Below are 23,714 nucleotides of genomic sequence, written 5' to 3'. Positions count from 1 at the left end.
GTCGGGACAGGTTCTCTGACACCTGGTCAGACGCAGTCGCCGGCCGTTTCCGCAGGACCCCCACCCTGCGGAAGCGGCCGTCCTGCCGTTCCCGGTGTCCTGGTCGGCCCGGTTCGGGCGGGTAGGGTCTGCGCCGTGTGTGCACAGGTCCCACTCCGCTCGGCCAGCCGTGGGCATGCGCTGCTGACCGGCGTGGTCGGGTTGGCGTACCTGCTGGTGACCCTGGCGGTTCTGCTCGACAGCCCGCTGGTGGAGCTGGACTGGGCGCTCGAGCAGCTCCGCCCGTACCAGCGCTGGCCGGGCGTCCAGCCGCTCCTGGAGCTCTGGATCCTGGTGGGGCAGCGCGGACCCTCGGCGGTCGCGGCCTGCGCCTGGCTGGGCTGGCGCTGCCACCGGCTGCGAACGGTGCGGCCGCTGCTGGTGATGGGCGCCGCGCTGCTGCTGCTCAACGTCACGGTGGGCGGTGTGAAGATCGTCACCGGCCGGCTCGGGCCGCACTATGCCGAACACCGGGGCTTGCCGCAGCTTTTCCTCGGCGGCACTGCCTTCCCGTCCGGGCACACCGCGAACGCCGTGGTGACCTGGGGCGTGCTGGCCTACCTTGCGGTCCGCTGGCGGCGGACCGGTGTGCTGCTGACCGCGCTCACGGCGGTCTCGATCGGACTGACCACGGTCTACCTGGGCACGCACTGGATCTCGGACGTCTTCGCCGGCTGGGCGGCCGGTGCGCTGGTGCTGCTCGCACTCCCGCTCACGGAACCGTTGGTGACCAGCGCCGAACAGCGGATCACCGCCCTCCGGCAGCGAGCGGTCAGCCCCGCCAGCAGCGCTCCACCCGTCCGTCCCGGACGGTCAGGTTCAGCCGGTCCTCGCGGTACTCCATGGTGATCACCGCATCGGGCGCCAGCACCCGGACCACCCGCCAGCCCCGCTCGGCGGCCAACCGCTCGGCCTCGTCCCGTCCCAGGCCGACGTACTCCTGCTCGTCCATCCCTGTTACTCCCTCCGTCGTACGGGCATATGGTTGAGGGTAGGGCTTGGAGGTGAACCGGCGATGCGCCCGACGAAGACACCTCGTACCTGGCAGAGCGGCACGGAGCCGAGGACCGCCCGCAGTGACCTCAAGCTGCGCTTCCTGCTCTCCGTGCTCTTCACCCCGCTGTTCGCCCTCACCACGGCCGGCTTCGCCCTCTGGGCGGCGATGGCCGACCCCGGCGGCTCGCCGAGCCCGGCCACCCTGACCGCCTTCGCCGTCGCCTGCGGCGTGCTGACGCTGTTCGCGCTGGTGGATCTGCTGGTGGTGCTGCGCCGGCGCCGGACCGAACTCTAGGCGCGCCAGGCCCTGTCCGGGCGATCTTGCCGGGCGTGCGACGTCGGACCCGCCGCGTCGGCGGCTGATGTCACAGCCCGGCTGGACGCCGATCCGACAGGATCGCCCGGACAGGGCCTAGGAGTTGACCCGCTGGGGTACGCCCAGCGGGTTGCCGTCGTGAAGCTCCGGCGGCAGTAGCTCCTGCGGGGTGTTCTGGTAGGCGACCGGGCGGAGCCAGCGTTCGACGGCGGTGGCGCCGACCGAGGTCGCGGTGGAGGTGGAGGCGGGGTACGGGCCCCCGTGGTGCATGGCGGGGGCGACGGCGACGCCGGTCGGCCAGCCGTCCACCACCAGGCGGCCGGCCAGCGGGCGCAGCCGGTCCAGCAGTGCGGCCGCCTCGGATCCGCGTTCCTCCGCCGCGAGCTGTACGGTCGCGGTCAGGTTGCCGCTCAACCGGCTCAGTACCGCGTCGAGTTCGTCCGCGTCGGTGTAGCGCACCAGCACGGTGACCGGTCCGAAGCACTCCTCGAGCAGCTCCTCGGTCAGGTCCGCCGCCGCGACCGCGAGTACGCCGGGAGTAACCGCGAGCGGGGCCGTGTCGGCCGGGCCCGCGGCGAGCAGGGTCTGCACGCCCGGCTGGGCGGCGCGGTGCTGGACGCCCGCCAAGAAGGCCTCCCGCATCCGGGGGTCGAGCAGCGGGCCACCGTCCGACTTCCCCGCAGCGGCCACCAACTCCCTTTCCAGTTCAACCGATCCGGCCGGAACCAGCACCAGGCCGGGCTTCACGCAGAACTGCCCGGTGCCGAGCGTGAACGAGCCCGCCAGGCCGGCGCCGATCTCGGCGCCCCGGGTGGCCGCGGCCCGTTCGGTCACCACCACCGGGTTGAGCGAGCCGAGTTCACCGTGGAACGGGATCGGCCGGGGCCGGGCGGCCGCCACGTCGTACAGCGCCCGTCCGCCGCGCACCGAGCCGGTGAAGCCGACCGCGGCGACCAGCGGGTGCGCGACCAACTCGGGGCCGGCCTCGAACCCGTGCAGCAGGCCGAGCAGTTCGGCGGGCAGGCCGAGCGCCACCGCCGCCTCGCGGATCAGCCGGGCGCAGAGCTCGCTGGTGGCCGGGTGGTCCGGGTGGGCCTTGACCACGACCGGGCACCCCGCCGCGAGCGCACTCGCGGTGTCCCCGCCCGGGACGCTGAAGGCGAGGGGGAAGTTGCTGGCGGCGAACACCGCGACCACGCCCAGCGGCACCTTCATCCGCCGCAGGTCGGGACGGCCGAGCGCCGGATCGGCGTGGTCGATCGCCACGTCCAGGAAGCCGCCCTGCTCCACCTGCTCCGCGAAGGCGCGCAACTGGTAGGTGGTGCGAGCGAGTTCACCGGTAAGCCGGGGCGCCCCGAGCGCGGTCTCGGCGTCGGCGGCCGCGATCACCTCGTCGGCCGCAGCCGCCAGCCGGTCGGCCGCCGCGCGGAGCAGTGCGGCCCGGACGGCGCGGTCGGCCAGCGAGGGCGCGGCGGCCGCGGCGGCGCGTACGATCTGGTCGACCTGCTCCGGTCCGGACTCGACGGCCACCGCGCGGCCGGGCTCGCCGGTCCTGGGGTCGGAGGTGCGGACGGGGCGGCGGGGATCTGACAGCACTGCGCGGGCCTCCTCGGCCGGGCCACCGGTCGGGCTCCGTCCGCCGGAGGTGCGGCGCCCGGCTCCCACAGCCCGGATCTGTTCAGTATGCTGAACGCCGTACGAATGGTTGAACCTCGCGGGAACGCTACGCCGCGTCACAGAAGGGGTCAAGCACGCATGGACTCGACGGCCAACTCCGGCCCCGGCGGCGGCGCGCAGGTCAAGTCGGCGGTTCGCACGGTCGAACTGCTGGAGTACTTCGCCGGCCGCCCCGGCATGCACAGCCTGGCCGAGGTGCAGGAGCAGACCGGCTATCCGAAGAGCAGCCTCTACATGCTGCTGCGGACCCTGGTCGAGCTCGGCTGGGTGGAGACAGACGGCACCGGCACCCGGTACGGGATCGGGGTGCGGGCGCTGCTGGTCGGCAGCTCGTACATCGACGGCGACGAGGTGGTGGCGCTGGCCAGGCCGACCCTGGACCGGCTGGCCGAGGACACCGGGGAGACCATCCACCTGGCCCGGCTGGACGGCACCAGCGTGGTCTACCTGGCGACCCGTCAGTCCCAGCACAGTCTGCGCCCGTTCACCCGGATCGGGCGGCGGCTGCCCGCCTACTGCACCTCGCACGGCAAGGCGCTGCTGGCCACCCACGCGGACGAGCGGATCAGGCAGTTGCTGCCCGCCGTGCTGGAGCCGATCACCGAGCACACCCACACCGACCGGGAGCAGCTGATCGCCGAGCTCGGGGAGGTCCGCGAGCGCGGCTACGCGGTGGACCGCGAGGAGAACACCATCGGGCTGCGCTGCTTCGGCGTCGCGGTGCCGTACCGGACGCCGGCCCGCGACGCGGTGAGCGTGTCGGTGCCGGTGGCGAGGCTGACGCCGGGCCGGGAGGAGCAGATCAGGGAGGCGCTGTTCGACGCCAGGGACCGGCTGACGCTGGCCACTCGACATCTCTGACGCTTCGTCAACTGCGCTACCGGCTTCGCACTTCGGTGCGGGGCCGGTGCCGTCTCCGGGCCGGTCGGCCCTCTTGACCGCAGGCGGTCGGGCTGCCTATCGTCCCGGCCATGGATGCGACCGTGGTTCATGTCCTTGAACCCAGTCGGAGCGTATCGCCCTCGCATTCTCCTCCCCCCACCTGACCCACCGTCCGAGGAGCTTCGCCATGCGCGTACCCCGCCGCACCGCCCTGCTCGCCTGCACCGCCGCCCTGCTGGGCGCCACCTGCGTGACCGTCACCTGTGCCACCGTCACCCCGGCCGCCGCGGCCGATGTCGCGCACACCGTCCTGGCCGCGAAGGACGGTTGGGGCTCGGCCACCACCGGCACCACCGGTGGCAGCAAGGCCGACGCCGCGCACACCGTCACGGTCACCACCCGGGCCCAGCTGGTCGCCGCCCTCGGGGGCAACAACAGCTCCAACGCCTCGAACGCCACCGCGAAGATCATCCAGGTCTCCGGCACCATCGACCTGAACGTCAACGACTCCAACGCCCATCTGTCCTGCGCGAACTACCAGACCGGCGGCTACACCCTGGCCAAGTACCTCGCCGCGTACGACCCGGCGGTCTGGGGCCGGAGCAAGGTCCCGTCCGGCGCCCTGGAGGACGCCCGGGCCGCCTCCCAGAAGGCGCAGGCCGCCCGGGTGCAGATCAACGTGGGCGCCAACACCACCATCGTCGGAATCAACGGCGGAAAGCTGCTCGGCGGCGGCCTGGTGGTGAAGAACGTGGACAACGTGATCGTCCGCAACCTCACCTTCGAGGACGCGGCCGACTGCTTCCCGCAGTGGGACCCGACCGACGGCTCCACCGGCAACTGGAACTCGATGTACGACAATCTGGTGGCCTACAATGCCACCCACGTGTGGGTCGACCACAACACCTTCACCGACGGCGCCAACGTGGACTCCAAGCAACCGAGTTACTTCGGCCGCCCGTACCAGGTGCACGACGGCGAGTTGGACGTGGTCAAGGGCGCCGACTACGTCACCGCCTCCTGGAACGTCTTCAAGGACCACGACAAGACCATCCTGGTCGGCAACAGCGACAGCTCCACGGTGGACACCGGCAAGCTCCGGGTCACCTTCCACCACAATCTCTGGCAGAACACCGTGGAGCGCGCGCCCCGGGTGCGCTTCGGCCAGGTGGACGTCTACAACAACTACTTCGTGCCGACCGCCGGACAGTACGAGTACAGCATCGGCGTCGGTAAGAACTCGAAGATCGTGGCCCAGTACAACTACTTCAAGCTGCCGTCCGGGACCACCGCCGGCCAGGTGCTGAGCAAGCTCAACGGCACCGCGCTGACGGCGGACAACAACTCGGTGAACGGCACCACCACCGACCTGATCTCCGCCTACAACGCCGCCCACTCCAGCAGCACGCTGGGCGCTTCGGCCGGCTGGACGCCCTCGCTCCGGCTCACCGTGCAGGCCACCTCCGCCGTCCCGGCCGCCGTCACCGCCTCGGCCGGCGCGGGCCGGATCTGACCCTTCCCCTCCCCCACGGCCCCGGCGCGCGCCCCCACCGCGCCGGGGCCCTCCCCCCAGGAGAGCCGCATGCCCACCCGTCGTACCTTCCTGCTCAGCTCGGCCGCCCTGCTGGTCGTCGGCGCCCCGGGCGTGGCCCGCGCCGCCGGCCGCTGGGGCAGCTACGGCAGCCCCACAGCGCGCCTCAACTCCCGGACGCTGTATGTCGATCCGGCCGGGGCGGGCGACCACCGCACTGTCCAGGCCGCCGTCTCGGCAACCCCGGCCAACGCCGCCGCCGCCACCGGCTGGACCATCGTGCTGGCCGCCGGGACGTACCGGGAGACCGTGCTGCTCAGTGCCGACCGTCGGTACCTCACCCTGCTCGGCGGCACCGCCAGGGCCACCGACGTGGTGATCGTCCACAACAACGCCGCAGGCACCCCCAAGCCCGGAGGCGGCACCTACGGCACCTCCGGCAGCGCCACCGTCACCCTGCTCGCGGACGGGTTCACCGCCCGGGACGTCACCTTCGCCAACGACTGGCTGCGCCCCGACCACCCTGAGTACACCGGCACCCAGGCGGTCGCGGTCAAGGCCGTCGGGGACCGGTCGGCCTTCCACCGCTGCCGCTTCCTCGGCCATCAGGACACGCTGTACGCGGACTCCGCCGCTCTCGGCGTCTTCGCCCGGCAGTACTACCGCCAGTGCTACGTCGAGGGTGACGTCGACTTCGTCTTCGGCCGGGCCACCGCCGTCCTCGACGGCTGCGAACTGCGCACCCTGGCCAGGCCGGTGGCCTTCACCCCGCAGGGCTTCGTGTTCGCCCCCAGCACCGGCGGCGCCAACCCGCGCGGCTTCCTGGCCACCGGCTGCACCTTCACCAGCACCGCCCCGGACGGCGCGTACTGCCTGGCCCGCCCCTGGGTGCCGAGCAGCGACACCACCAGCCGACCGATGCTGACGGTCCGCCAGAGCGTCATCGGCGCGGGTATCAACGCCCGGGCTCCCTACGCCAACATGTCCGCCTCCTACCCGTGGCAGAGCCAGCGCTTCGCCGAGTACGCCAACACCGGCCCCGGCGCGGTCGCCACCGTCCCTGCCAACCGCCCGCAGCTGACCGCCACCCAGGCCGCCGCCCACACCCGCGAGACGTACCTGACCGGCTCCGACAACTGGCAACCGTGGAAGTGACATCGCTCGAATCCACGGTTCGAGGCTCCCCCCGCCGATCCGGGAGGAGCCTCGAACCGTTCTCAGCGCCTGAGCAGTCGCCGTACCGCGTCCAGGTCGGCGTCCGAAGCGATCCCGGCGTGGTGGAACCGTAGTTCGTCCGCCTCCGGCACCGGGCCGAAGCCGCCGAGGATCCCGATGTTGGCCGCCACCACGGCACCCGGACGGCGTGGCGGATCGCCCGGGCGGCGCGACAGGTCGGCGGCCCGCGCTGCCGGGAGCAGCGCCGCAGGAATGACCAGGCCGTCGACCTGCCCGAGCAGCCGGTCCACCTCCACGCCAGGGTTGGGCCCGACGTGGTGCGGGATGGGGTCGGCGTGCAGCAGGATCCGGAATCCGGGCGGCGCCGCCTCGCGGACCGCCGCGACCGCCGCCTGCTGGAACTCCCGTGCCGCCGCCAGCCGGTGGGCGAGCGCATCACTCGCGAGCGAGGGCCCCACCGCTTCGGCGAGGTCCGCCGGGTCGGGGGCGCCGCGCCAGAGCGGGGCCAGCGCGGCCAGCGCCGCCGCCCGGAGCGCAGCGGCGTCGGCGTACCCGGCCGAGCAGGTCGGGCAGAAGCAGAGCGACATCAGCAACTGCCCGACCGGCCCCAGCGGCACCCCGCCGATCTTGTCGTGCGCGTGCAGGTGCGCCAGCCCGTACCAGCCGCAGGACTCCAGCTCGACCCCGCCGGCCCCGGGCCGGACGGCTGCCTCGGCGGCCAGCAGCGCGCCGTACTCGACCACCTCCGGCTGCGCGACGCACAGCGCCCAGGGGTAGCGATCGCCGTAGGCGTTCAGCACGGTGCAGTCCGGATGCTCCTCGCCCAGGCGGGAGTTGTGGGCGAGCACCACCCAGGAGTGCACGTCGAGACCGGCGGCGCGCAGCGCGGTGCAGGCCGCGTCGAACGGGTCGGCGGCGTCCACCCATCCCTGCCGGTACGGCCGCAGGCGCTGCCCGTGCCACGGCCCCGGCGGGTAGTAGACGGCGGAGTGCCTGGCGGTGACGATCCGCCGATCGGGGTGACGGGAGGTCAGTGCCCTGGTGGAGTGGTAGGCCGAGGCCAGCGTGATCTGGTCCAGGCCCAGCTCGGCGAGGCGGGGCGCGGCGTCCGGGTCGCCGACGACGTCCCAGGGGTAGAGGAAGGCGGAGGTCCGCACAGCAGTGCTCCAGGGTGAGGGGCGCTCGGGGGCCCGGCGCCGGGGCGGAACGGTCAGAGCAGGGTGCGGCCGTGCTTGATCAGGTCGGCCAGCTGGGAGACGTGCTCGGCGGCGGGCTCGGTGAGCGGGGAGCGGACCCGGCCGACATCCAGCCCGTCCAGCCGGACCCCGGCCTTGACCAGCGAGACCGCGTAGCCGGAGCCCAGGTTGCGCAGCTCGACCAGCGGACGGAAGAAGCCGTCCAGCAGACGGTTGACGGTCTCGTCGTCGCCGCTGTTCAGCGCGGTGTGGAAGGCGAGCGCCAGGTCGGGGGCGAAGCAGAACACGGCGGAGGAGTACAGCGTGACCCCGATGCCCCGGTAGGCGAGACCGGTGAGCTCGGCGGTGGGCAGGCCGTTGAAGTAACGGAACGGCAGGTCCGGCTGGGCGGTGCGGACGGCGCTGACGATCCGCTGCATCCGGTCCACGTCGCCCAGGCCGTCCTTGTAGCCGACCACGTTGGGGAGTTCGGCCAGCCGGACCACGGTCTCCGGGTCGAGCACGGCGTTGTCGCGGGCGTAGACGATGATCTCCAGCGGAGTGGCGGCGGCCAGTTCGGTGTAGTGCCGCAGCAGCCCGGCCTGCGAGGGCTTGACCAGGTAGGGCGGCAGCGCGAGCAGGCCGTCGGCGCCGGCCCGCTCGGCCCGTCGGACGAACTCCACGGCCAGCGCGGTGCCGTGGCCGATACCGGCCACCACGGGCACGGCTCCGGCGGTCTCCGCGACGGCGGCGGCGATGACGGCCTCGTACTCGTCGAGGCCGAGCGCGTGGTACTCGCCGGTGCCGCAGGCGGCGAAGACGGCCGCGGCACCATCGTCGATCCGGGCCCTGACGTGCGCCCGGAAGGTGGTCAGGTCCAGAGCGCCATCGGGGGTGAAGGCGGTGACCGGGAAGAACAGCAGACCGTCGAGGCGGTCGACGAGAGCAGGCACGGGGGAACGCTCCTAGCGAGGCGCGGGGCTGGATGTTCAGCGTTATACATCATTCTGACCGTAGATCACATCTGTGAACGTACTTGGCTGCGCGGAGGGTTGACGGCCACTCACCCCCTCCCTAGGGTGTCCACGAATGTGAACAGCGTCCATGTGCGTGTCGCCGTGCGTCGCCATCGCTCCCCCACGTTTCCGAGAGGAGGCGAGCTCACCGATGGCTCTCGCCGCCCCGCCACCCCCTGCCCGCAGCCACCGGCTGCGCCGGGCGCTGGCACCGTACGCGCTGATCTCCCCGACCCTGCTCCTGCTCGCGACCTTCCTGCTCTTCCCGGTCGGCAGCGTCCTCTACTACGCGCTCCAGCACCACGTGGTGAACGAGCCGTACGACAACGCCTTCGTCGGCCTGGCCAACTTCCGGCAGATGTTCGGCGACGAGCAGTTCTGGGGCAGCCTGGCCTTCTCGGCCAAGTGGGTTTCCGTCGAGGTGCTGCTCCAGCTCCTGCTGGGGCTGGCCCTCGCACTGATCGTGAACGAGACCTTCGTCGGGCGGGCGGTGGCCCGCGCCCTGGTCTTCTCGCCCTGGGCCGTCTCGGGCGTGCTCACCACGAGCATCTGGATGCTGCTCTACAACCCGGCCACCGGCGTCTTCCACCATCTCGCCGAACTCGGCGTCGGCGACCCGGGCACCTCGGTGCTCGGCAACCCCGACACCGTCTTCGGCGCCGCCGTGGTGGCCGAACTCTGGCGCGGCGTACCGTTCTTCGCCATCCTCATCCTGGCCGACCTGCAGTCCGTGCCCAAGGAGCTGTACGAGGCGGCCTCGATGGACGGTGCGGGGCGGGTCCGCACCTTCGTCCACGTCACCCTGCCGCACCTGCGGGACGCGATCGTGCTGGCCACGCTGCTGCGCTCGGTCTGGGAGTTCAACAACGTCGACCTGCTGTACACCCTGACCAACGGCGGCCCGGCCGGCGCGACCACCAGCCTCCCGCTCTACGTGGCCCAACTGGCCCGCAAGTCGTACGACTTCGGCTACGGATCGGCGCTCACCACGGCCGCCTTCGTGATCCTGCTGTTCTGCTCGATCCTCTACCTGCGGCTCAGCAAGTTCGGGCGTGACACGTGAACCGGGTGCTCCGACTCTTCCTGCCACTCGCCCTGTACCTGGTCTTCACCGTGGTCCCGTTCTACTGGATGCTGCTCTTCGCGCTCCGCCCGGCCGGCTCCACCTCGCTGCTGCCCTGGCCGTTGACCTCCGAGCACTTCGAGACGGTCTGGAACGGGATGGGCTTCCGGGTGTACTTCCAGAACAGCGTCTGGATCGCCCTGCTCACCCTGGTGTTCGTCACCTTCTTCGCCCTGATGGGCGGCTACGCACTGGCCCGGTTCAGGTTCCGTGGCCGGCGGGCCTTCCTGCTCGCGCTGCTCTGCACCCAGTTCGTCCCGGGCGCGATGATGCTGATCCCGCTCTTCAACATCTTCCAGACCTTCGACCTGATCAACTCCCGCTGGAGCCTGATCATCGCCGAGACCACCTTCCAACTCCCGCTCGCGATGATCCTGATGAGCGGTTTCGTGAAGAACGTCCCGGTGGAGCTGGAGGAGTCCGCGATGGTGGACGGCTGCGGCCGGGTCCGCGCCTTCCTGGCCGTCGTCCTGCCGCTGCTGCGGCCCGGCATCGTGGCAGTCGGCTCGTTCGCCTTCATCGGCAGCTGGAACAACTTCCTCTTCGCCCTGATGTTCCTCAACGACCCCGAGTTGCAGACTGTGCCGGTCGGCCTGCAGACCACCATCGGCGAGAACACCGTCGACTTCGGCGCCCTGGCCGCCGGTGGTGTGGTCGCTGCGGTACCCGTGGTGCTGGCGTTCGCCTTCGTCCAGAAGTACCTGGTCCAGGGCATGAGCGCCGGCGCGGTCAAGGGCTGACTTCACGTCAGGAAAACAGGCCCACCCCCACCCAGCAGAACAGGACCCCCTCCATGTCCAGAACCCTGCGCACCACCGCCGCCGCGCTCGCCGCCCTCGGCCTGCTCACCGCCTGCGGCTCCTCCGGCGCCTCCTCCGATGCGGGCGGCCGGACCAGCATCACCTTCTGGGACAACAACGCCGGGCCGGCCAGGACCCCGCTCTACCAGAAGCTGATCGCCGACTTCGAGAAGGCCAACCCGACCATCACGGTCAAGTACGTCGGCGTCACCAGCGCGGAGGTCGCGGAGAAGTACAACACCGCGATCGCCTCCGGCTCCACCCCCGACGTCGGAGGGGTGACCACCGCGCTGCTCGCCTCGCTCACCGCGCAGAAGGCGCTCGCCCCGCTGGACGAGCTGTACGCCAAGAGCGCCCTGAACGGGAAGGTCTCGGCGAACTTCCTGGAGATCTCCAGGAGCGCGAGCGGCGGCAAGGGCCTGTACCAGCTGCCCTCCTCCGGCAACCAGGACGTGATCTGGTACCGCACGGACAAGTTCAAGGAGGCGGGCCTCGCCACCCCGCGAACCTGGGACGAACTCTTCGCGGCCGCAGCCAAGTTGACCGACAAGGGCAAGAACCAGTACGGCTTCACCCTCCGCGGCGGCTCGGGCTCCGGCTTCCAGGTACTCTCCGAGGCGTACGCCTACTCCGGGCTGACCGCCATGTTCGACGCGAGCGGAAAGTCCACCGTCGACGACCCGAAGAACATCGCGCTCATCGAGAAGATCGCCGCCCAGTACCGGACCACCACCCCCGAGGCGGACGTCTCCAACGCCTATCCACAGATGCTCGCCCAGTTCCAGGCCAACCAGGTGATGATGGTGCACCACAACCTCGGCTCCACCCGGGACGTGAAGACCGCCCTGGGCGACAAGGTGGCCGGCTTCCTGCTCCCGGCCGGGCCGGACGGCACCTCGGTGCTGGCCAACCCGGTGGACGGCTTCTCCCTGTTCGGGAAGAGCAAGAACAAGGACGCCGCCTGGAAGTTCATCGAGTTCCTGGACTCACACGAGTCCAACAGCTACTGGAACCAGAACGTCGGCCAGATCCCCGCCAACACCGAGGCGTACGCCGACGAGTGGTACACCGCCTCCGGCATCACCAAGCAGGCCGGCGACTCGCTCAACTCCACCGCCACCAAGCTGGTCCAGCCGCCGGTCTACCTGCCGCAGTACTCGAAGATCACCAAGACCGACGCCGAGCCCGCCTTTCAGAAGGTCCTGCTGGGCAAGACCTCCGCCGCCGAGTTCGCCAAGTCCGTCGCCGACGCCTTCACCAAGGCGCAGGCCGACTACCGGGCGAAGAACAGGTGACCGCCGTCATCGAGCGGATCGAGGTCTCGGTCTTCACCACCATGGCCAGGACCGCCGTCGACTCGCACGGCCACCGTCACCCCGCCGCCGCGCACGAGGTCCGGGAGGCGCTGCTCACCGTCACCGACACCGACGGGGCGTCAGGCCGCGTACTCGTGCAGCCGGACCACCTGCGGCCACACGTGCTCGAGAAGTACGTCCGCCCCGCGCTGCTCGGCCAGGACGCGCTGGAGCGCGAGCGGCTCTGGACGTCACTCGCCCGGAAGCAGCGCGGCGCCCACGGCGGGCTGACCGACCGAGCGCTCGGCTTCGTCGACCTGGCGCTCTGGGACCTGGCCGGGCAGCGGCTCGGCCTGCCGGTCTGGAAGCTGCTCGGCGGGGCCCGCCGGGAGGTCCCCGCGTACGCCTCCACCATGTGCGGCGACCAGATCCCCGGTGGCCTCGCCACCCCGGCCGACTTCGCGGCCTTCGCGGTGCAGCTGGTCGAACAGGGCTACCGGGCTGTCAAGTTGCACACCTGGATGCCGCCGATCGCGGGCGCGCCCTCGGTCGAGCTGGACATCGCCGCCTGCACCGCCGTCCGGGAGGCGGTCGGCCCGGACGTCGAACTGATGCTGGACGCCAACCACTGGTACTCCCGTACCGAGGCGCTCCGACTCGGCCGGGCCCTCCAGGAGTTGGGCTACTACTGGTTCGAGGAGCCGATGGAGGAGGCGTCCGTCTCCTCCTACCGCTGGCTCGCCGACCAGCTCGACATCCCGGTGATCGGCCCCGAGACCTCCTGGGGCAAGAACTTCACCCGGGCCGAGTGGATCACCTCAGGCGCCTGCGACATCCTGCGCACCGGCACCACCGACGTCGGCGGCATCACCCCCGCCGTCCGCACCCTGCACCTGGCCGAGGCGTTCAACCTGGACTGCGAGGTGCACGGCAACGGCTCCGGCAACCTCGCCCTGCTCGGCGCCACCACCAACGGCCGCTGGTACGAACGCGGCCTGCTGCACCCGCACTTCGACTTCGACGAGGTGCCGCCACACCTGCACTCGATCGTGGACGCGATCGACCGGCAGGGCGTGGTCCGGTTCCCCGACCGGCCGGGGCTCGGCGACGACTTCGACCTGGACTACATCAAGGCCCGTACCGTACAAAGGAGTTGAACATGCACGTCCTGCTCACCGGTGCGGCGGGTGGCGTCGGCACACTGCTGCACGAACTGCTACCGCCGTACGGCCACACCCTTCGCCTGGCCGACCTCCGCCCGGTCGAGGGCGGCCTGACCTTCGACCTGCGGGACACCGACGCCGTCCGCGCGGCCGTCCGGGGCGTAGATGCCGTGGTCCACCTCGGCGGCCTCTCGGTCGAGGACAGCTTCGCCAACATCCTCGGCGCCAACGTCCAGGGCACGTACGAACTCTACGAAGCCGTCCGCCTGGAGGGCGTCAAACGGGTGGTCTTCGCCAGCAGCAACCACGCGGTCGGCTACACCCCGCTCACCGGCGAACTCATCGGCAGCGACATCCCGCCCCGCCCCGACACCTACTACGGCCTCTCCAAGGTCTTCGGCGAGTCCCTCGCCTCCCTCTACGCCGACAAGCACGGCGTGGAGACCGTCTCGATCCGGATCGGCTCCTGCTTCCCCGTACCCCGCTCCGCACGGATGCTCTCCACCTGGCTCAGCCCCGCCGACTGCGCCCGCCTGGTCCACGCCGCCCTCACCGCCCCCGATGTCGGCCACACCGTCGTCAACGGCATCAGCGCCAACACCCGTGCCTGGTGGGACCTTTCGAGCGCCCGCGCCCTCGGTTACCAGCCCCAGGACGACGCCGAGGCGTATGCGGCCGAGGTCGGCGACCTCGACCCGGACAGCCCCGACGCCAAGCTCCTCGGCGGCCATTTCACTACGCTTTGACGACCGCCTGCTTCACCAGGGTCCGGCCGAAGTCCCACATCAGGCCGCTGCCCCGGTGGGCGTCTTCCATCACCTCGGTGAAAGCGTCGACGAAGCGGTCCACCTCCCGTTCGGTGATGATCAGGGGCGGGATCAGCTTGATCACCTCCAGGTGGTCTCCGGAGACCTGCGTCAGGATGCGGTGGCGCTGGAGCAGCGGCACGACCACCATCTGCGCGAACAGGCCCTTCCTCGCCGCCTGGAGGGCCGTCCAACCGGTTCGCAGCTTCAGCGATTTGGGTCGGCCGAACTCGATGCCGATCATCAGGCCCCGGCCACGCACCTCCGCCAGCAATTCGTACTTCTCCACCAGGTCGGCGAGCCGGGCACGGAAGAGCTCGCCCACCTGGTGGGCGTTCTCGACCACGCTCTCCTCCCGCATCACGTGCAGCGTCGCCAGGCCCGCCGCCATCGCCTGGGCGTTGGAACCGAAGCTCGCGGAGTGCACCAGCACCCGGTCCATCGAGGAGTACACCTTCTCGAAGATCCAGCCCTTCCCCAGCGTGGCTCCCACCGGGACGTATCCGCCCGACAGCGCCTTGGCCGCGCAGACCAGGTCGGGCAGCACGCCCTCCTCCTGCTGGTAGGCGAAGAACGAACCGGTCCGCCCGATGCCGGTCTGCACCTCGTCGCAGATCAGCAACGCCTTGTGCTCGTGCAGCAGTTGCTGTGCGGCGAACAGCCAGCCGGGCGGCGGGGCGAGCACACCCTTGCCCTGGATCGGCTCCACGATCAGCGCCGCCACGTCGCCCTTGCGCAGCTCCTTGGCCAGCGCGCCGAGGTCACCGAGCGGGACGGCGGTGTCCGGCAGCAGCGGGGCGAAGCCCTTCCGGAAGCCGTTCTCGCCGTTGACCGAGAGCGAGCCCGTGGTCAGGCCGTGGAAGGCGTGATCGCAGTACAGGACCCGCTTCCGACCGGTCGCGTACCGGGCGAACTTGAGTGCCGTCTCGACCGCCTCGGTGCCGCTGTTGCCGAAGAAAACCCGATCCAACCCCGGTGTGTACGACAGCAGTTGCTCGGCCAGCAGGCCCTGGAGCGGGGAGCAGTCGAAGCGGGTGAGGTCCGGCAGGTCGAGGTCCATCACGTCCCGCACGGCGGAGCGCACCACCGGGTGGTGCCGCCCGAGCGCGAAGATCCCGAAGCCCGCGAGCATGTCGAGGTAGTCGTTGCCCTCGGCGTCGTAGAAGTACGCGCCCTCCGCCCGCTCGTAGAACTTGTCGAAGCCGATCGTGTGCAGCATCCGGGCCAGCTGCGGGTTGAGGTACTTGGCCTGCAACTCGTAGCGCTCGGCGCCGCGTTCGGCGAGGAGTGCGGAGAGGTCGAGACGGTCAGCCGGCATGGTGCTGGTTCGCTCCTCGGTTCGGTAGCAGGCGCTTGGCGAAGACGGCGGTCTGGGCGGCCACGCCGGTGCCGGTGAGGCCGATCTCCTCCATCAGCTCTCCCCGCCCGGCGTGGGGCAGGAACTCCTGCGGGATGCCGAGATCGCGCAGCGGGACATCCACCTCGGCGTCCCGCATCGCCTGGGCGATCGCCGCACCGACGCCGCCGGCCCGGCCGTTGTCCTCCACGGTGACCACCAGGCGGTGGGCGGCGGCCAGCTCGGTCAGGGCCGGGTCGACCGGCTTGACCCAGCGCGGGTCGACCACGGTGCAGGTGAAGCCCTCGGCGAGCAGCAGCGCGGCGGCGTCCAGACAGACCGGGGCCATCGTGCCGACCGCGACCAGCAGGATCTCGGGGGCGGGGCCGGTGCGCTGCAGGACGTCCACGCCGCCGATCCGCTCCAGCGCGGGCACGGCCGGTCCGACGGTGCCCTTGGGGAAGCGGACCACGGTCGGTGCGTCGGAGACGGCCACCGCCTCCCGGAGCTGGTCGCGGAGCTGGTCGGCGTCGCGCGGCGCGGCCAGCCGCAGACCAGGGACCACCTGGAGCAGCGACATATCCCACATGCCGTTGTGCGAGGCGCCGTCGTTGCCGGTGACCCCGGCCCGGTCGAGCACGAAGGTGACGCCGAGGCGGTGCAGCGCGACGTCCATCAGGACCTGGTCGAAGGCCCGGTTCAGAAAGGTCGCGTAGACCGCGACCACCGGGTGCATCCCGCCCGTGGCCAGGCCCGCGGCACTGGCCACCGCGTGCTGCTCGGCGATGCCGACGTCGTAGGTGCGCTCCGGGTACGCGGCGGCGAACTCGGCCAGCCCGACCGGCTGGAGCATCGCCGCGGTGATCGCCACCAGATCGGGACGCTCGGCCCCCAGCGCGAGCAGCTCACTGCCGAACACCGAGGTCCAGGACGCCCCGGCCGACGGCGAGACCGGCAGACAGGTGTACGGGTCCATCGCCCCGACCGCGTGGAACCGGTCCGCCTCGTCCTGCTCGGCCGGCCGGTAGCCCCGGCCCTTGACGGTCAGGCAGTGCACGATCACCGGCCCGCCGAAGCCCCTGGCCTGCCGGAGCGCCTGCTCCACCGCGCCGAGGTCGTGGCCGTCGATCGGGCCGAGGTACTTGAGCCCGAGGTCCTCGAACATGCCCTGCGGGGTGAACGCGTCCTTGAAGCCCTTCTTCGCCCCGTGCAGCGCCCCGAACAGCGGCTGGCCGACCAGCGGCGTGCGCTGCAGCGCCTCCTTGCCGAGCGCCAGGAAGCGTTCGTAGCCCTGGGTGGTGCGCAGCGTGGCGAGGTGGTGGGCCAGGCCGCCGATGGTCCGCGCGTACGAGCGCTCGTTGTCGTTGACCACGATCACCAGCGGCCGGTCGCCCGCCTCGGCGATGTTGTTGAGCGCCTCCCAGGCCATCCCGCCGGTCAGTGCGCCGTCGCCGATCACCGCGACGGTGTGCCGGTCGGGCGTGCCGAGCAGCTGGTGCGCCTTGGCCAGGCCGTCGGCGTAGCCGAGGGCGGTGGAGGCGTGCGAGTTCTCGATCACGTCGTGCTCGGACTCGGCCCGGGACGGGTAGCCGGAGAGGCCGCCCTGCATCCGCAGCCGGGAGAAGTCCTGACGGCCCGTGAGCAGCTTGTGCACGTAAGCCTGGTGCCCGGTGTCCCAGAGGATGCGGTCGTACGGGGAGTCGAACACCCGGTGCAGCGCGATGGTCAGCTCGACCACGCCCAGGTTGGGGCCCAGGTGACCGCCGGTGCGGGTCACCGCGTCGACCAGGAATTCGCGGACCTCGTCGGCCAGCTGACCCAGCTCGGCCGGGGAGAGGCGGCGGAGATCGGCTGGCCCCTGGACGGTGGACAGAAGTGACATGGCTTCACCTCGCGGCTCGGGTCTGGATGATGACGGTCTGTACTCAGCCTGCGGTCATCACCGTCGGTGCGCCTGTTGTGGGGCCCGCCGGACGGGCCCCACCGGGTTCAGACCTTGCTGCCCAGGGTCTCCTTGACGGCCCGGATGGACTCCTTGAGCGAGCCCATGGTGGCCAGTACGGCGGTCGGTTCGTACCCGCAGTGCGCCATGCAGTTCTCGCAGCGCGGGTCCTTGCCCCGGCCGTACTTGGCCCAGTCGGTCTTCTCGATCAGCTCCTGGTAGGTCGGCACGTAGCCGTCCGACATCAGGTAGCAGGGGCGCTGCCAGCCGAACAGCGAGTAGTTCGGGATGCCCCAGGCGGTGCACTCGAAGTCCACCTTGCCCTCCAGGAAGTCCAGGAAGAGCGGACTGTGGTTCAGGCGCCAGCGGCGCCGGTTGCCGCCCGCGAAGGTCTTCCGGAACAGCTCCCTGGTCTGCTCGACGCCGAGGAAGTGCTCCTGGTCGGGGGCCTTCTCGTAGGCGAACGCCGGGGAGATCATCATCTCGTCGACGTGCAGCTCGTCGTTCAGGTAGTCGAGCACCTCGATGATGGTCTGCGGGGTGTCGGTGTTGAAGAAGGTCGAGTTGGTGGTGACCCGGAAGCCCTGCCGCTTGGCCTCCTTGATCGCCTCCACCGCCTCGTCGAAGGTGCCCTCCTTGGCCACCGAGGCGTCGTGCCGCTCGCGCAGCCCGTCGATGTGGACGGTGAAGGTCAGGTACGGCGACGGGGTGAACTTCTCCAGCTTCTTGCGCAGCAGCAGGGCGTTGGTGCAGAGGAAGACGTACTTGCGGCGTGCCACCAGTTGGCGGACGATCTCGTCGATCTGCGGGTGCATCAGCGGTTCGCCGCCCGCGATCGACACCATCGGGGCGCCGGACTCCAGGACCGCGCCGACCGCCTGGGCGACCGGCATCCGCTGCTTGAGCACCCCGGCCGGGTGCTGGATCTTCCCGCAGCCCTCGCAGGCGAGGTTGCAGGCGAAGAGCGGCTCCAGCTCCACGATCAGCGGGAACTTGTCCCGCCGTTTGATCAACTTCTGCTGCATGAGGTAGGTGCTGACCCGCATGGTCTGGCGCAGCGGCATTGCCATGACTAGCTCGCCTCCTGAGGGAGCGTCGAGGACGGTGAAGCATGGATCGGTTCGGTGACGGCCTGGAGGTACCAGGCGGTGAGCGCCGGGACGGCGGCCCGCAGGGTGCGCCAGGCGCGCAGCCCGGCCGGCAGGGTGCCGGGGCGGAGCAGTTCGCGGCTGGGGGTGTCGACCACCACCCGCAGGACGGCGGTGGGCAGGGCGGGCCGCAGCTCGGCCCGGGCCGCCAGCACGGCGGCCGCCTCCATGTCCACGGCCCTGGCGCCGGTGGCGTAGAGGGCGCGGCGCTCCGCACCCCGCACCACGTGGTCGGCGGTGTGGTGCGGGCCGAGGTGCACCCTCAGGCCCCGGCCGGTGAGCTCGGCGGCCATCGCCGCCGCGGACTCCAGCGGCCACACCTCCCCCTCCTCGCTCCGGACGGCGTCGGCCACGATGATGTCGCCCGGCTCGACGCCCGGTCCCACCGCCGCACCGAACCCGGCGACCACCAGCGCTCCGTAGCCGTCCGTCGCGAGCAGGTTCCCGACACGGCGCCGCGCCCTGGCCCGCCCGACCCCCGTACGGACCAGCACCGGCGGCGTCCCCCAGTCACCGCCCCGCAGGGCCCACACCTCGGGCCCCAGGGCACAGACCACCAACAGCGGAGCGGCGCTCACCTGCGGCCTCCCGTCAGTGGGCTGCCGTGCAGGTAGCGGCCGAGGGCGGTGACCGGGAAGACCAGGCGGTACAGGTGGTAGTTGATCGAGAAGTCCCACGGGAAGCCCGTCCCGGTGAACTGCGGCTCGTCCCAGCTGCCGCTGGGCAGCTGGGTGTGGCAGAGCCACTGCACGCCGCGCTCGACGGCCTCGCTGCGCGCTCCGTCCGGCCCTTCGCCGGCCGCCAGCAGGGCCATCAGGGCCCAGGCGGTCTGCGAGGCGGTGGAGTCGCCGCGCCCCGACCACTTCTCCGGGTCCGCGTACGAGCGCATGTCCTCGCCCCAGCCGCCGTCCGGGTTCTGCCGGTCCTCCAGCCAGCTGACGGCGCGTCGGATCGCCGGGTGCCCGGTCGGCAGGCCGGCCGCGACCAGGGCGGGGAGCACCGAGCCCGTGCCGTAGATGTAGTTGGTGCCCCAGCGGCCGAACCAGGAGCCGTCCGGCTCCTGGTTCTTGAGCAGCCAGTCGATGCCGCGCCTGGTCCGCCGGTCCTCGGCGCGGCCGGTCTCGGCGAGCATCTCCACCACGTGCGCGGTGACGTCGGCGGAGGGCGGGTCGACCACCTCGCCGAAGTCGCAGAACGGCAGCTTGTTGGGCAGGGTGCTGGTGTTGTCGACGTCGAAGGCGCCCCAGGCGCCGTTCTTGGACTGCATGCCGAGGTTCCACTCGACGCCGCGCTCGACCGCGGCCGCGACCCGCTCCCGGTCGGGGTGGTCGACCCGCTGGAGCGCGAGCACCACCTCGGCGGTGTCGTCGATGTCGGGGTAGTTGTCGTTCTCGAACTCGAACGCCCAGCCGCCCGGCTCCAGCCGGGGCCGCTGGACGGCCCAGTCGCCGGGGCGTCGGATCTCCTCGGCGAGCATCCAGCCCGCCGCCGAGACCAGCGCGGGGTGGTCGGCGGGCAGGCCCGCGTCGCGCAGCGCGATGGTGGCCAGGCAGGTGTCCCAGACCGGGGACTGGCAGGCCTCCAGCCAGCGGGCGCCGTCCTCGGTGTGCACGGTGAAGCGTTCGAAGGAGGCCAGCCCGGCCCGCATCACCGGGTGGTCGAGCTCGTAGCCGAGCAGGTGCAGGGCGATCAGCGAGTAGACCGCGGGGGGCTGGATGCCGCCCCAGCAGCCGTCCGCCTCCTGGCGTTCGACGATCCACCGGCCGGCCTGGGCGAGCGCCACCCGCCGCACCGGCTTGACCGCGTGCCGGTGGTAGGCGTGCAGGGCCAGGTCGAGCCGCTCGAAGATGCCGTCCCAGCAGTTGAGCGGGGGGAGCGGCCGGAGCGGGTACGGGTTCGCCGGGTCGGTGTGCAGCTCGTCCAGGTCGAACGGCGCGGGGCGGACCGGGCGGTGCGCCGAGACCACGGTGAGCGGGACGATGGTCTGCCGGGCCCAGCAGCCGAAGGCGTAGATGTTCAGCGGCACCCAGCGCGGCAGGAAGATGATCTCCGGCGGGATCTCCGGCAGCCGTTCCCAGGGCCACCAGCCGAACAGCGCCAGCCAGATCCGGGTGAACACCCGGCTGGCCGCGATGCCGCCGGCCGCCCGGACGTGCCTGGCGGCCGCCAGCATGTGCGGGGCGTTCGGGTCGTCCCCCGCGAGTTTGAGGGCGACGTACGCCTCGACGGTGGTGGAGAGTTCGGCGGGGCCGCCGTAGAAGGTGGACCAGGTGCCGTCCTCGCCCTGCTGGGAGCGGATCCAGGCGGCGGTGGCCTCGGTCTGTTCGGCCGTCCTGATCCCGAGGAACTCACGCAGTAACAGGTCCTCGGCGTCCATGGTGACGTTGGTCTCCAGGTCGCCCTTCCACCAGCCGTCCGGGCTCTGGCGTGACAACAGTTCGGCGGTGGCGCGGGCCAGCGCCTCGGCCGGAGTGGGATCGTCCGACGGTACTACCGCCGTTGGTCCGTCGGGCTCCCACCGTCTCGACCCGAGCGGCACCGCTGCCACCTGGGCCACCGTCACCTGACGGCCGTTCAACCGTTCCGGGACCGGGGGGCGTTCGCCCACCGCGGCCGGCTCGGGATCGTACTCAGGGTCGAGCCGGCCGTCCGCGGTTGCTGTCACGTCAACGTCACCTCTCTCGTACCACCACGAATTCGGCGAGTGCGACGAAGCGCTGGCGCACCTCGTCGGCCATCGGCACCTCGTCCAGGGCGGCGAGGGCGGTCAGGTGCTGGCGGCGGGCCTCGTCCTGGGTCCAGGATCGGCCGCCGGCCTGCTCGATCAGCGCGGCGCGGGCGGCGAGCTGCTGCTCGCTCTCCTCGCCCCGGCCGGCCGGGTCGGCCAGCTCGGCGGCCAGCCGACGGGAGGCCGCGCCGCCCTCGGCCAGCGCGGCGGCCACCGGGAGCGACTTCTTGCGCTGACGCAGGTCGCCCCAGTGCGGCTTGCCGGTCACCTCGGTGGCGCCCCAGATGCCGAGCAGGTCGTCCACCGCCTGGAAGGCCAGGCCGAGGTGGTGGCCGTAGCGCTGGAGCGCGTCGGAGGTACGGTCGTCCGCTCCGGCCAGCACCGCGCCGATCGCGGAGGCGGCGGCCAGCAGCGCGCCGGTCTTGCCGCCCTCCATCTCCAGGCACTCCTCGACCGTCACCAGGTCGCGGTGCTCGAAGGAGAGGTCCTGGGCCTGGCCGTCGATCAGCTTGCGGGTCGCGGTGGTGATCAGCCGGACGGCGCGGGCCGCGTCGGTGGCGGAGGCGCCCCCGGTGACGGCGGCGTCGAGCAGCACCTCGGTGCCCAGGGCGGCCAGGCCGTCGCCGACCAGGATCGCCTGGGCCGGACCGAAGACCGTCCAGGCCGTGGCCCGGTGCCGCCGTGTCTCGTCACCGTCCATCAGATCATCATGAAGCAGGGAGAAGTTGTGCACCAGCTCGACGGAGACCCCGCCGGGCACCCCGGCCGAGGCCGGTGCGCCGACCGCCTCGGCCGAGAGCAGCGCCAGTGCCGGACGGACGGCCTTGCCGCCGTCCCCCGCCGTCGGCGTGCCGTCCCGGTCGATCCAGCCGAAGTGGTACGCGGCCACCGTGTCCATCGGCGCGGCCAGCCGGGCCACCGCCGCACGCAACGGCGGGGTGCAGAGCGTCCGGCCACGGGCCAGCAGCTCCGGCACCGAGAGCGCGTCCGGCACAGGTGCCTCCTGGACGGATGCGGCGGTTCCGGTGCGAGGCTCCACGGACGTTCCCTCTCCAAGCTGGGGTGATGAGGCCGCGGCGAGCGGCCCGTCTGATGCGCTGTCGGTTCGAGCGGGTGCGGTCGGTCGGGCCGGGGCCGAGGTCACCGGGGCCACCTCCCGTCGCCCTGGTCCACCGGGTGGCGGCCGGCGGCGAGGGCGGCGTCGGCCGCCGCGTGACCGCTGCGCACGGCGCTCTCCATGGTCGCGGGCCAGCCGGTGGCGGTCCACGAACCGGCCAGCAGCAGGCCCGGCACCTTGGTGCGGGCCGCCGGGCGGAGCGGTGCGGTGCCCGGGGCGGGCGCGAAGGTCGCGGTCCGCTCCCTAGTGACGAAGAAGTCCAGCACCTCGGCGCCCCTGGCGGCGGGCAGCAGCCGCTCCAGCTCGGGCAGGTAACGCGCCCTCAGCTCGGCTACCGGCAGTTCGATCTCGTCCTGCACCGCGGACTGCGACAGCGCCAGGTACTGCGCGCCGGCCAGCGTCGGATCGGACTGCGCGAGGCCGGAGTGCGCCGTTCGGTCGAAGACCCACTGCACCGGCGAGCCGAGCGCGGCGAAGAACGGACGGCGCAGCAGCTTGCGGTCGTAGACCACGTGCACGTTCAGGATCGGCGCGTGGCCCAGCTCGGCCAGCCGCTCCTGCCGGTCGATCGCCCCGGCCGGGAGCAGCGCGGCGGCGGATTCCTGGGCCCCGGCCAGCACCACGGTGTCGGCGGTCAGCAGCTCCCCGCCGTCCAGCCGGACGGCGTGCTGCTCGGCGCTCTTCAGCTCCACCGCGCGGGCCCGCAGCAGCACCCGCACCCCGGCCCGCTCCAGCTCCGCGCGGGCCGCGTCGTGGTGGATCGCGCCGAGCGGGACGTTGGCCATGCCGATGTCGGAGGCGCCGGGGTCGGAGAGCAGGCCGGTCTTGAAGACCATCGCGGCCAGCGCCAGCGAGGTCTGGTCGGCGGTGGCGTTCAGGGTGGCCACCCCGACCAGGTCCCACATCGCGGCCAGGGTGGCCGCGTTCTGGCCCTGGCGGCGCAGCCAGTCGCCGAACGAGATCTCGTCCAGCGCCGGGTCGTCCAGATCGAGCCGCTTGAGCGCGAGCGCGGCCCGCACCACCCGCAGCCGGTCGGCGGCGGACAGGTGCGGGTAGGTCGCCAGGCTGGCGGCCAGGTGCAGCGGCACGGGCAGCCCGGCCCGGCGCAGCCGGCCGAGGGTGCGCCGCCCGTCGGGCGAGACGCCCAGCACCGGGACGTCCAGCCGGGGTTGAAGATCCACCAGTCGGCCCGCGCCCAACCGGTCGACCAGACCCCGGTAGGCGGTGCAGCAGCGCAGGAAGACGTGCTGGCCGTTGTCGACCGTCAGCTCCCCGCGCCGGAACGAGAAGGCCAGGCCGCCGAGCCGGGGCCGGGACTCCACCAGGGTGACCCGGTGGTCCGCCTCGGCCAGCCGCAGGGCGGCCGTGATCCCGGCGAGGCCCCCGCCGACCACCACGGCGGTGGGGCGCTTCGAGTCGTGCCGTACCGTCATCTGCCCCTCCCCCTG

Annotated in this window: 21 protein-coding genes; 10 read left to right on the top strand and 11 right to left on the bottom strand. The window is 71.9% G+C overall.

Annotated features, from left to right (window positions below):
- The first annotated feature begins 135 nt into the window (after positions 1-135).
- Positions 136-888 carry a phosphatase PAP2 family protein gene (locus ACKUU6_RS26915; protein ID WP_407991152.1) on the top strand — a complete coding sequence of 251 codons (753 nt, stop codon included), beginning with the start codon at positions 136-138 and terminating at the stop codon, positions 886-888.
- On the opposite strand, the gene ACKUU6_RS26910 is transcribed toward ACKUU6_RS26915, so the two are convergent.
- On the bottom strand, positions 812-991 hold the full coding sequence (locus ACKUU6_RS26910; protein ID WP_407991151.1) for an I78 family peptidase inhibitor: 180 nt from the start codon (positions 989-991) through the stop codon (positions 812-814). The two genes, ACKUU6_RS26915 and ACKUU6_RS26910, sit on opposite strands and share 77 nt — an antisense overlap.
- Before the next feature lie 63 nt (positions 992-1,054).
- Here ACKUU6_RS26910 and ACKUU6_RS26905 point away from each other — a divergent pair, with 63 nt between their 5' ends.
- A complete protein-coding gene (locus ACKUU6_RS26905) occupies positions 1,055-1,330 on the top strand; it encodes a DUF6343 family protein (RefSeq protein ID WP_407991150.1) in 276 nt (91 codons plus the stop codon).
- Between the two features lie 117 nt (positions 1,331-1,447).
- Here the strand turns inward: ACKUU6_RS26905 and ACKUU6_RS26900 are convergent, their stop codons facing one another.
- On the bottom strand, positions 1,448-2,944 hold the full coding sequence (locus tag ACKUU6_RS26900; protein WP_407992252.1) for an aldehyde dehydrogenase (NADP(+)): 1,497 nt from the start codon (positions 2,942-2,944) through the stop codon (positions 1,448-1,450).
- Positions 2,945-3,106: 162 nt separating this feature from the next.
- Between ACKUU6_RS26900 and ACKUU6_RS26895 the strand changes: the two genes are divergently transcribed.
- The 3 genes from ACKUU6_RS26895 (at position 3,107) to ACKUU6_RS26885 (ending at position 6,596) form a co-directional block, all read left to right on the top strand.
- A complete protein-coding gene (locus ACKUU6_RS26895; protein WP_407991149.1) occupies positions 3,107-3,889 on the top strand; it encodes an IclR family transcriptional regulator in 783 nt (260 codons plus the stop codon).
- A 208-nt stretch (positions 3,890-4,097) separates the two neighbouring features.
- Positions 4,098-5,423 carry a pectate lyase family protein gene (locus tag ACKUU6_RS26890; RefSeq protein WP_407991148.1) on the top strand — a complete coding sequence of 442 codons (1,326 nt, stop codon included), beginning with the start codon at positions 4,098-4,100 and terminating at the stop codon, positions 5,421-5,423.
- A gap of 69 nt (positions 5,424-5,492) precedes the next feature.
- Entirely contained in the window at positions 5,493-6,596 is a 1,104-nt protein-coding gene (locus ACKUU6_RS26885) for a pectinesterase family protein (RefSeq protein WP_407991147.1), read from the top strand.
- Between the two features lie 62 nt (positions 6,597-6,658).
- On the opposite strand, the gene ACKUU6_RS26880 is transcribed toward ACKUU6_RS26885, so the two are convergent.
- Positions 6,659-7,774: a hypothetical protein gene (locus ACKUU6_RS26880; protein ID WP_407991146.1), complete on the bottom strand. Its 1,116-nt coding sequence runs from the start codon at positions 7,772-7,774 to the stop codon at positions 6,659-6,661.
- Between the two features lie 53 nt (positions 7,775-7,827).
- A complete protein-coding gene (locus ACKUU6_RS26875; protein ID WP_407991145.1) occupies positions 7,828-8,745 on the bottom strand; it encodes a 5-dehydro-4-deoxyglucarate dehydratase in 918 nt (305 codons plus the stop codon).
- A gap of 214 nt (positions 8,746-8,959) precedes the next feature.
- On the opposite strand from ACKUU6_RS26875, the gene ACKUU6_RS26870 reads away from it, so the two are divergent.
- From ACKUU6_RS26870 to ACKUU6_RS26850, 5 genes are read left to right on the top strand one after another with little or no spacing between them, the layout of a single operon-like run.
- A complete protein-coding gene (locus ACKUU6_RS26870; RefSeq protein ID WP_407991144.1) occupies positions 8,960-9,871 on the top strand; it encodes a carbohydrate ABC transporter permease in 912 nt (303 codons plus the stop codon).
- The gene (locus ACKUU6_RS26865) at positions 9,868-10,671 is read left to right on the top strand and encodes a carbohydrate ABC transporter permease (protein WP_407991143.1); all 804 of its coding nucleotides are present in this window, start codon (positions 9,868-9,870) and stop codon (positions 10,669-10,671) included. Before ACKUU6_RS26870 ends, ACKUU6_RS26865 begins: the two co-directional genes overlap by 4 nt.
- Positions 10,672-10,724: 53 nt before the next feature.
- Positions 10,725-12,026: an ABC transporter substrate-binding protein gene (locus ACKUU6_RS26860; RefSeq protein ID WP_407991142.1), complete on the top strand. Its 1,302-nt coding sequence runs from the start codon at positions 10,725-10,727 to the stop codon at positions 12,024-12,026.
- Complete coding sequence (locus ACKUU6_RS26855) at positions 12,023-13,183, top strand: enolase C-terminal domain-like protein (RefSeq protein WP_407991141.1); 1,161 nt, start codon at positions 12,023-12,025, stop codon at positions 13,181-13,183. The genes ACKUU6_RS26860 and ACKUU6_RS26855 overlap by 4 nt, the downstream gene beginning before the upstream one ends.
- A 2-nt stretch (positions 13,184-13,185) precedes the next feature.
- A complete protein-coding gene (locus tag ACKUU6_RS26850) occupies positions 13,186-13,935 on the top strand; it encodes an NAD-dependent epimerase/dehydratase family protein (protein ID WP_407991140.1) in 750 nt (249 codons plus the stop codon).
- Here ACKUU6_RS26850 and ACKUU6_RS26845 read toward each other — a convergent pair.
- The 7 genes from ACKUU6_RS26845 to hpnE form a co-directional block, all read right to left on the bottom strand.
- Positions 13,925-15,313, bottom strand: coding sequence for an aspartate aminotransferase family protein (locus ACKUU6_RS26845; RefSeq protein WP_407991139.1), 1,389 nt, complete (start codon positions 15,311-15,313; stop codon positions 13,925-13,927). The genes ACKUU6_RS26850 and ACKUU6_RS26845 overlap by 11 nt on opposite strands.
- On the bottom strand, positions 15,303-17,213 hold the full coding sequence (gene dxs, locus ACKUU6_RS26840; RefSeq protein ID WP_407991138.1) for a 1-deoxy-D-xylulose-5-phosphate synthase: 1,911 nt from the start codon (positions 17,211-17,213) through the stop codon (positions 15,303-15,305). Before dxs ends, ACKUU6_RS26845 begins: the two co-directional genes overlap by 11 nt.
- A 107-nt stretch (positions 17,214-17,320) precedes the next feature.
- Positions 17,321-18,343, bottom strand: coding sequence for an adenosyl-hopene transferase HpnH (gene hpnH, locus ACKUU6_RS26835; protein WP_407991137.1), 1,023 nt, complete (start codon positions 18,341-18,343; stop codon positions 17,321-17,323).
- A 2-nt stretch (positions 18,344-18,345) separates the two neighbouring features.
- Positions 18,346-18,999 (bottom strand): 1-hydroxy-2-methyl-2-butenyl 4-diphosphate reductase, encoded by a 654-nt coding sequence (locus ACKUU6_RS26830; RefSeq protein ID WP_407991136.1) that lies wholly within the window; start codon positions 18,997-18,999, stop codon positions 18,346-18,348.
- Positions 18,996-20,978 carry a squalene--hopene cyclase gene (gene shc / locus ACKUU6_RS26825; RefSeq protein WP_407992251.1) on the bottom strand — a complete coding sequence of 661 codons (1,983 nt, stop codon included), beginning with the start codon at positions 20,976-20,978 and terminating at the stop codon, positions 18,996-18,998. Before shc ends, ACKUU6_RS26830 begins: the two co-directional genes overlap by 4 nt.
- Before the next feature lie 115 nt (positions 20,979-21,093).
- Complete coding sequence (locus tag ACKUU6_RS26820) at positions 21,094-22,188, bottom strand: polyprenyl synthetase family protein (RefSeq protein ID WP_407991135.1); 1,095 nt, start codon at positions 22,186-22,188, stop codon at positions 21,094-21,096.
- 101 nt (positions 22,189-22,289) lie between these two features.
- Positions 22,290-23,699, bottom strand: a complete 1,410-nt coding sequence (gene hpnE, locus ACKUU6_RS26815; protein ID WP_407991134.1) for a hydroxysqualene dehydroxylase HpnE — start codon at positions 23,697-23,699, stop codon at positions 22,290-22,292.
- Positions 23,700-23,714: the final 15 nt, after the last annotated feature.

Source organism: Kitasatospora sp. CMC57 (genome assembly GCF_045866025.2).
In the GTDB taxonomy this organism is placed as follows: domain Bacteria; phylum Actinomycetota; class Actinomycetes; order Streptomycetales; family Streptomycetaceae; genus Kitasatospora.
The sequence above is the reverse complement of the archived record's forward strand: the minus strand, read 5'-3'. Positions and strand labels throughout refer to the sequence as shown.